The organism is Mycolicibacter sinensis (genome assembly GCF_001667945.1).
Lineage (GTDB): Bacteria > Actinomycetota > Actinomycetes > Mycobacteriales > Mycobacteriaceae > Mycobacterium > Mycobacterium sinense_B.
In genome coordinates this window covers 21,726-27,808 of record NZ_LZJK01000077.1, presented here as the reverse complement: position 1 = coordinate 27,808, position 6,083 = coordinate 21,726, and the positions used below count along the sequence as shown (strand labels likewise).

Below are 6,083 nucleotides of genomic sequence, written 5' to 3'. Positions count from 1 at the left end.
CGGTGGCCGCTTTACGTCCATCACCGACACGATGACGAACCCAGCAACCGCGCTACACCACTATGCGGGACTCAACTACGCCGTTGGAGGCGTCCACGTCGCCCAACTGGATCGGCAGACCCGCCGTGGCGAGGATGTTTGGCTCGTAGAAGATCGGTGTAGTCGGGTCGACGGAGCGGATCGCCGACGAAACTTGGTCATAGAAGGGAGTGAGCTGCTGTGCGTCGAAGAACGAGCTGCCAAAGACGGTCGGCAGGAACTGAGAGCCCGGCAGTGGTTCGTTCATGATCTCGTAGCCGAGCACATTGGAGTTCCCATTGAAGTAGTTCGCCAGGTACTGCATCATCTGCGCGTAATGATTCTGCAGCCCAACCCCATCCGGTCCGGTGGTGTTCGCCCAGAACGCATCCACGGCGTGGTTCTGCGCGGGATCGAAGAACATGCTGAGCGGGAACGGCAAGTTGGCGCTGGGCAGTCCGCCGGTGTCGATCGCCCACGCGGGCCCCAGCTGCTGGTGCAGGTCGAGCAGGCTGACGATGTTGTGGTCCCCGAGGGTCTGCACGGTCTGAGCTATCGACGCCAGGTACGCGTCATCGAAGACGCCGGGCTGGGGCTCCAAAAGGGACCAGTCGACGCCAACCCGTACCGCGTTGAAGCCGTTGGCCGCCAAGAATGCGGCGTCGTCATCGCCGAACCCGACGCTGGCCGGCGAGCCCAGGGGCGGCACGATGATCACCTGATTGAACCCGTGCAGCGTGACAACCTTTCCGTCGCTGTCGGTGAACCAGGTCCCGGTCGTGCTCAAACCGTCGACGCTGCCAGATGGCGGTCCTCCAGGTAGCGTGCCGGCATTACCGACGTCACCGTGGACGCCCAGCGTGCCAGCGTTGCCACCGGCCCCACCGAGGACAGGCAATCCGCTGACGGTATCGCCGGCGCCACCGTCGCCGCCGTTGCCGCCGATACCGAGAAGCGATCCGCCATCTCCGCCATCACCGCCACTTCCTCCGGCCCCGCCATCGCCGCCGTCACCGCCGTTGCCGAACCAGCCCGCGTCGCCGCCGGCGCCGCCGGCCACCCCAGCCTGAGTGCTATCCCAGCCCTGGCCACCGTCGCCAAACCACAAGCCGCCGGCACCGCCATCGGGATGTTCTGCCGTCCCGGCGGCTCCATCGCCGATCAAGAACTGCCCAGAGATCTGGTTGATGAACCCAGCGACTTCCTGACCGAAATCACTGCTGATCCAAGCCTCGACGGCGCTGTGGATCGGGTCGTAGATCAGCTGTTGGAACCACATGTCCGCCGGCACGCTGAGCATATCGGAGGCCGAGGCGATGCCGGCCACCGCCGATGCCTGATCAATGCCTTGGGTCCCAACATCGAGCGCACTGAAGAGACCATCGGCGGGAGCGCTGGCCACGGCGCCAGCTGCTGCCGTCGCATCACCGGCTCCGCCGAACAGCTCAAGGATCCACTCGCCCAGGCCTAGGTCGTCAGCCTGGGCGAGCGGCGGTGCGGACAACGCCGTCATGCCAAACGCCAAGAATGTCCCGACGCCCGTGCCGAGGCCGACTCCGCGACGGCGCCGCTCTTCGGCACCCTTCGAGCGATGATTGCGCTTGTTTTCGCGGTGGCTGACCATCATCTACCTCCGATGCGACGCAGGGCATTCCCATATGTTGCTGAAACCGCGCTTAGCAGCACTTGTGGTGAAGCATGGAGTCGAGGAGTTAAGCGCGGAACGTCACGTTCCATTCAGTGGGAAGCCTGCGCCAGATGCCGGGACCGTCACCGGTACCGGTCGGCGGTATCGAGGTCTACGTCAATGACGTGCCGGCCCTGGACTGCGGGCAGTGGAACCTGCACCCGGTGAGGTGAGTTCCGCGCTACAGCATCACCACGACTTGCAGGATGTCCATAGCGGATCGGATCGGCCGGCCGCAGCTCGGGCACCGACCCGTGTGGCGGTACAGCAACCGGCCGAGGACCGACGGCTGCAATTCTCGCCAGCTGCACTCAGCGGTGTACTCAAACGCCGCGAGATGCTGGGCACACAAGTAGCCGCATGCATTGCCGTGCTCATTGCAGTCGAAGCGTTTGCAGTATCCCACCATATGGAACTCGACATACGCCGCTGCCGGCTCAGAACAGCGAAACCCGCTGTCCAGGAAGGCGACCCAGCATTCGGGGGTGAAATCGAGATGCTCGATCCCCAAGGGGTCGACTAGCGGCTTACGCACGGGAGTGACTCTTGCCGGGCAGCTTCCAGTCCGGCCGGATGAAGTGGCAGGTGTAGCCGTACGGGAAGTGCTGCAGGTAGTCCTGGTGCTCGGGCTCGGCTTCCCAGAATTCGCCGGCCGGGCTCACCTCGGTGACCACCTTGGCGGGCCACAGGCCCGAGGCATCGACATCGGCGATGGTGTCCAACGCGATCTGCCGTTGCTCGTCGTTGAGATAGAAGATCGCCGAACGGTAGCTGGAGCCGACATCGTTGCCCTGGCGGTTGACGGTGGTCGGATCGTGAATCTGGAAGAAGAACTCCAGGAGTGTCCGGTAGTCGGTCCTGTCCGGCCGGTAGGTGATCTCGATGGCCTCGGCGTGGCCGGGATGGTTGCGGTAGGTGGGGTGCGCGTTCTCTCCCCCGGTATAGCCGACCCGGGTCGATACCACCCCGGGTTGTCTGCGGATCAGCTCCTGCATACCCCAGAAGCACCCACCGGCCAGGACCGCTACCTCGTCGCGCACCGTCATGGCCGGTCCTCGCGGACGGCCGCCGGGCCGCGCCGTACCGGAGCCGGTTTGGTGAACAGCTCCAGGTACTGCCCGTAACCCTCGGCTTCGAGGTTGTCGCGGTGGATGAAACGCAATGACGCAGAGTTGATGCAGTAACGCAGGCCGGTTTCGCCCGGGCCGTCGGGGAACACGTGGCCGAGGTGGCTGTCACCGTGGGCCGACCGCACTTCGATGCGCTCCATGAAATGGCTGCGGTCGCGCCTTTCAACGATGTTGTCGGCCTCGATAGGCCGGGTGAAGCTGGGCCAGCCGGTGCCGCTGTCGAACTTGTCGAGGGAGGCGAACAGCGGCTCGCCGGAGACCACGTCGACGTAGATGCCGGGTTCCCTATTGGCCCAGTACTCACCGGAGAACGCTCGCTCGGTCCCGTTCTCCTGCGTCACGTGGTACTGCTGCGGATTCAATGCGTCGATCGCGGCCGCGTCCTTGCTGTACTGGTGCGACATATCTTCTCCTTTTGTCATCAGGTGCGCTGTGTGACCGGACTGGCTAGTTGCGGCCGGCCATGATGCCGCCGTCCACGTTGAGGATCGCGCCGGTGACCCAGCTGGCCTGGTCGGACAGCAGATAGGTGACCGCATTGGCGACATCGGCGGGCGTACCCACTCGCCCCAGCGGATGAAGCGGCGCAAACGTCGCCAGGGTGGCATCGATCTCGTCCTTCGGGATGAACCCTTCATACAGCGGGGTCTTGACGACCGCCGGTGCTACCGCGTTGACGCGAATGTTGTACTCGGCGAGCTCAATTGCGAGATTGTGGGTGAGCGCATGCAGCCCGGCCTTCTGCATCGAATACGCCGACGACGGTGTCCGCCCGATGGCCTGATGTGCCCACATGCTGCCGATGTTGACGATGGAGCCGCCTTCGCCGTTGGCGATCATGCGGGCAACGACGGTCTGCGTCAGGAAGAACAAGGCGTAGTTGAGGTCCATGTATGAGTCGTAGAACTGCGCGTCGTACTCGAGAAATGGTCTCGGGATGAAGAATCCGGCCGCATTGACCAGCAATGTCGCGTCGCGGTGCTCCTCGGCGAGCGCCCGCTGCACGTCGGCGACCGCGGCGCGGTCCGTCAGGTCGGCGGTGATCCCGCTGACCGTTCCGTGGCGGCCGGTCAGCGTGGCTACGGTCTCATCGACCCGGGTCTTGGAACGTCCGACGATCACGGCGCTGCCGCCGTGGTCGACGACGTCGGCCGCAACCTGCCGGCCCATCCCCGCGCTGCCGCCGACAACAATGACCTTCTTGGCCTCGAAGTGCATGCCTGGACTTCCCTTCCTGTCTGACAGTCGATGCCCGCGACGGCCCGTGGGTGCTGCCCCAAGTTCGCCGGGATCCGCTCCCGTCCGAGATTGCCGCCGATCGGGGTGAACCGTCATCACCCCCGTGCTCTGTTCACCCGGGTGATCGAGCCGAAAAAGACTCGCCTGTCGCCTTCCCGCTCGCGGGCCAGCCCGCGTCAGCTTGTGATGCGCAGGGCTTTACGGTCTTCGAGCTCCTCTTCGGTTGCCCATTCGCGGAGCGGCTTCCCGGGAACGAACAGCATTGTGAGTACGAAAGTGCAAGGGATGTCAGTCCGGTTGTTCGCGTCCTGATAGTGGATCTGATCGCCGCCGGGCGCCCAGAAGGCGTCTCCCGCGCGCAGGACGCGGGGAGCGTGACCTTCGAGCTCGAACAGCATCTCGCCGTCGATCATGTAACCGAATGCCGGCCCACCCGGAATGCGATGCGGCGGGTAGCCGGGGGCGCCCGGTGGATGGTTGATGACAACGGTCAGCACCTGGGCATCGTCGGGTATCGTCGGCGGTCGCACCTGTTGCACTACGGTGATCGTTGATTCCGAATGGGAGTCAGGCGGCTTATGCACCATCGGTTATCCCTCTTGTTATCGGCCGGTGGCCGTCGGCGGCCTAGCCTCAGCTGCGCGGGCTGAGGTGTGTCTCGATCCAGTCGGAGTATCGCGTGGTGAAGATGGTGGCGTTCTCCGCCGGCGCGAGGCTGTGATCGTCGATCACCGCTCCGAAGTACGGGGCCTGCACGTCGGTGACGACGCTGCGCCGATCGCCGACGGCGGCAAGGCCTTTGCGGACGAACTCGTCCATCGGCATTGTTTCCGGTCCCGCGATCTCGGTCACCCCATTGGTCGGTCGGCCGACTGCCGCTCGGGCCACAGCCGTGGCGACGTCGTTCGCCGCGATGGGTCTGAATGATGCCGGTGGCAGCGTGACAACATCACCGTCGGTAGCGGAATCGGCCAAGCCGACGGCGAATTCGTAGAACGGCGTGGCCCGCACGATCGAATAGGGCCGGCCCGACTCCCGGATCAGCTTCTCCTGCGCCGCCTTTGCGGTGTTGTAGCCGCTGTCCGGCATGACCTGCGCACCGACCACGGACAAGGCGACATGGTGTTCGACTCCGGCTTGCAACTCCGCGGAGAGCAGGTTCCTCGTCGTAGTTGTGAAGAAGTGCATCACGGGCTCATCGTCGAACAATGGCGAGTCGGCAACGTCGACCAGAGCATCGGCACCGGCAAGGGCCTGCGTGAGGCCCGCGCCGGTGAGCGCGTCAACCCCTGATCGTCGCGAGGCGGCAAGTACGTCGTGTCCCTGCACGCTGAGCTTGGACACCACTTTTGAGCCGATCAAACCACGGCCACCGATGACTACGATCTTCATGATCAGACCTTCCAGAGTTTTGCGTTCGACCGGCTGCCGGTGATCGAGCCTGCGTAGCGAAGCTCGTTTCTCACATGGGTTCGCCCGGGAATTTCAGGCCGAAGCGTCTGCACAGTTCCGGGACACTGTCGACATCCATCTCCAGGTCGTAGCGCGCACAGAGTTCATCGAGCTTCTCCGCCGATATCGTGTCCACACCGCCGAGGGCGGCGACGTCGTCGAAGAACTGCTCAAAGCCTGCGGGAGAGATGATCTCGAGGATACGGGCCGGCTCGTCACCGGCGTTCCAGAAGGTGTGCCACTGGCCTCGTGGCTTGAAGATGAAGTCGGCGGGTCCGCCATAGAGCACTTCGTCGCCGAGCAGAGCGCCGATGCGTCCCTCGATGATCCAGCTGTACTCGTCCTCGTTGTGGTGGCGATGAAGCGGTGCGCCCAGCGCATGCGGCGACATCGGATGTTCGAGAACGGAGAAGCGACCGTCCGCCTGAGCCTTGTCGACGATGTGGCGGGCACCGATGGTGCCAAAGAACACGGATCTGCCTTCGGTGCGGCCGACAGACTTGGCCGGCGGGCCACCTGGCCTCAAAATGTCGTTTGTCATGTCAATCTCTCCCGGT

Annotated in this window: 8 protein-coding genes and 1 pseudogene; 1 reads left to right on the top strand and 8 read right to left on the bottom strand. The window is 64.3% G+C overall.

Going from position 1 to position 6,083, the window contains the following annotated elements; genetic code table 11:
* Positions 1-52 precede the first annotated feature (52 nt).
* Positions 53-1,531 (bottom strand): glycoside hydrolase family 5 protein, encoded by a 1,479-nt coding sequence (locus tag A5694_RS24945; RefSeq protein WP_131809559.1) that lies wholly within the window; start codon positions 1,529-1,531, stop codon positions 53-55.
* A 254-nt stretch (positions 1,532-1,785) separates the two neighbouring features.
* Between A5694_RS24945 and A5694_RS25255 the strand changes: the two are divergent.
* Positions 1,786-1,878, top strand: a pseudogene (locus tag A5694_RS25255) (DUF1906 domain-containing protein); the annotation flags it as partial.
* A gap of 8 nt (positions 1,879-1,886) precedes the next feature.
* Here the strand turns inward: A5694_RS25255 and A5694_RS10870 are convergent.
* The 7 genes from A5694_RS10870 to A5694_RS10840 form a co-directional block, all read right to left on the bottom strand.
* Positions 1,887-2,216 carry a hypothetical protein gene (locus A5694_RS10870; protein ID WP_064921847.1) on the bottom strand — a complete coding sequence of 110 codons (330 nt, stop codon included), beginning with the start codon at positions 2,214-2,216 and terminating at the stop codon, positions 1,887-1,889.
* Positions 2,217-2,232: 16 nt separating this feature from the next.
* Positions 2,233-2,751 (bottom strand): peptide-methionine (S)-S-oxide reductase MsrA, encoded by a 519-nt coding sequence (gene msrA, locus A5694_RS10865; RefSeq protein ID WP_109535662.1) that lies wholly within the window; start codon positions 2,749-2,751, stop codon positions 2,233-2,235.
* Positions 2,748-3,239: a peptide-methionine (R)-S-oxide reductase MsrB gene (gene msrB / locus A5694_RS10860; RefSeq protein ID WP_064921846.1), complete on the bottom strand. Its 492-nt coding sequence runs from the start codon at positions 3,237-3,239 to the stop codon at positions 2,748-2,750. Before msrB ends, msrA begins: the two co-directional genes overlap by 4 nt.
* Before the next feature lie 43 nt (positions 3,240-3,282).
* Positions 3,283-4,053, bottom strand: a complete 771-nt coding sequence (locus A5694_RS10855; protein WP_064921845.1) for an SDR family NAD(P)-dependent oxidoreductase — start codon at positions 4,051-4,053, stop codon at positions 3,283-3,285.
* Positions 4,054-4,250: 197 nt separating this feature from the next.
* A complete protein-coding gene (locus tag A5694_RS10850) occupies positions 4,251-4,661 on the bottom strand; it encodes a cupin domain-containing protein (RefSeq protein ID WP_064921844.1) in 411 nt (136 codons plus the stop codon).
* 46 nt (positions 4,662-4,707) lie between these two features.
* Positions 4,708-5,466: an SDR family oxidoreductase gene (locus tag A5694_RS10845; protein WP_064921843.1), complete on the bottom strand. Its 759-nt coding sequence runs from the start codon at positions 5,464-5,466 to the stop codon at positions 4,708-4,710.
* Positions 5,467-5,536: 70 nt separating this feature from the next.
* The gene (locus A5694_RS10840) at positions 5,537-6,067 is read right to left on the bottom strand and encodes a cupin domain-containing protein (RefSeq protein ID WP_234787913.1); all 531 of its coding nucleotides are present in this window, start codon (positions 6,065-6,067) and stop codon (positions 5,537-5,539) included.
* Between the last annotated feature and the right edge of the window lie 16 nt (positions 6,068-6,083).

What these genes read in the sequence shown, in the direction of transcription:
- A5694_RS24945 (WP_131809559.1), bottom strand. Translation starts at nt 1,531, where the DNA reads ATGACGGCGTTGTCCGCACCGCCGCTCGCCCAGGCTGACGACCTAGGC.
- msrA (WP_109535662.1), bottom strand. Translation starts at nt 2,751, where the DNA reads ATGACGGTGCGCGACGAGGTAGCGGTCCTGGCCGGTGGGTGCTTCTGG.
- msrB (WP_064921846.1), bottom strand. Translation starts at nt 3,239, where the DNA reads ATGTCGCACCAGTACAGCAAGGACGCGGCCGCGATCGACGCATTGAAT.
- A5694_RS10855 (WP_064921845.1), bottom strand. Translation starts at nt 4,053, where the DNA reads ATGCACTTCGAGGCCAAGAAGGTCATTGTTGTCGGCGGCAGCGCGGGG.
- A5694_RS10850 (WP_064921844.1), bottom strand. Translation starts at nt 4,661, where the DNA reads ATGGTGCATAAGCCGCCTGACTCCCATTCGGAATCAACGATCACCGTA.
- A5694_RS10845 (WP_064921843.1), bottom strand. Translation starts at nt 5,466, where the DNA reads ATGAAGATCGTAGTCATCGGTGGCCGTGGTTTGATCGGCTCAAAAGTG.
- A5694_RS10840 (WP_234787913.1), bottom strand. Translation starts at nt 6,067, where the DNA reads ATGACAAACGACATTTTGAGGCCAGGTGGCCCGCCGGCCAAGTCTGTC.